The organism is Ralstonia sp. VS2407, from assembly GCF_052950655.1.
Genome location: NZ_JBRFVG010000046.1, coordinates 1 through 777, shown reverse-complemented (window position 1 = coordinate 777; position 777 = coordinate 1). Strand labels below are relative to the sequence as shown.

Genomic DNA, 777 nt, shown 5'->3' with positions numbered 1-777 from the left:
CTTCACGATCCATACATTCGACGACGAACCTTCCGTCACGTTGCCGTCGCGCAGCTGGATCGTCTCGATCGCATCGTGCTCCGCCGCGTTCTGCGCCATCAGCACGTTGCCGAGCAGCGACACCGATTTGATGTCGCAATGCAGCCAGCGGCGATCCTCGGCCGTCACGCAGCGCACGCCCTGCGCGCGCTGCGCGTCGCTCGGCAGCGCGAGCGGGCTCGCCATCGCGAACACCGTCGGCACAGCGTTCGCCGGGAACGCGTGGCCGCGCTTCGCGACGCCGCGCGTCACCTGGATATAGACGATAGCGTGCCGGCCGTCGCCGAGCGCGGCCGCGTTCGCGTCGACGACCTGCGCGACGAGCGCGCGCCAGCCCGCTTCGTCGTGCGGATCGGCGATGCCGATCCTCTTCAGGCTGCGCGCGAGGCGCGCGAGATGCTGCGCGATCCGGAACGGCGCGCGGCGCGCGCCGTCCGCGTAGACCGGCACGACTTCGTACACGCCGTCGCCGAAGATGAAGCCGCGGTCGAGCACCGGCACGCGCGCTTCGGAAAGCGGCACCAGCTCCTCGTGCGAAGCGACGCTCAGATAGACGATCGGTTCGATGTCGGCTTGATTCATGGCGTTGAACGGACGGCGAAAATCGTGACGGAAAGCGAAAGCCCGCGGCGCCGGCGAGGCCGGCGCCGCGCTCGACGCGAGCGGACAGCTTACTTCTTTTTGCTGAACATCAGCAGGATCGAATCCCAGATGCGGCCGAGCAGGCCCGCTTCCGGC

1 protein-coding gene is annotated in these 777 nt (G+C 68.5%); it reads right to left on the bottom strand.

Annotated elements, in window-relative coordinates:
• Positions 1–621 (bottom strand): aminotransferase class IV (locus tag ACU8YE_RS23710; RefSeq protein ID WP_446929775.1); only part of this gene is annotated, 621 nt, incomplete at its 3' end.
• Positions 622–777 lie beyond the last annotated feature (156 nt).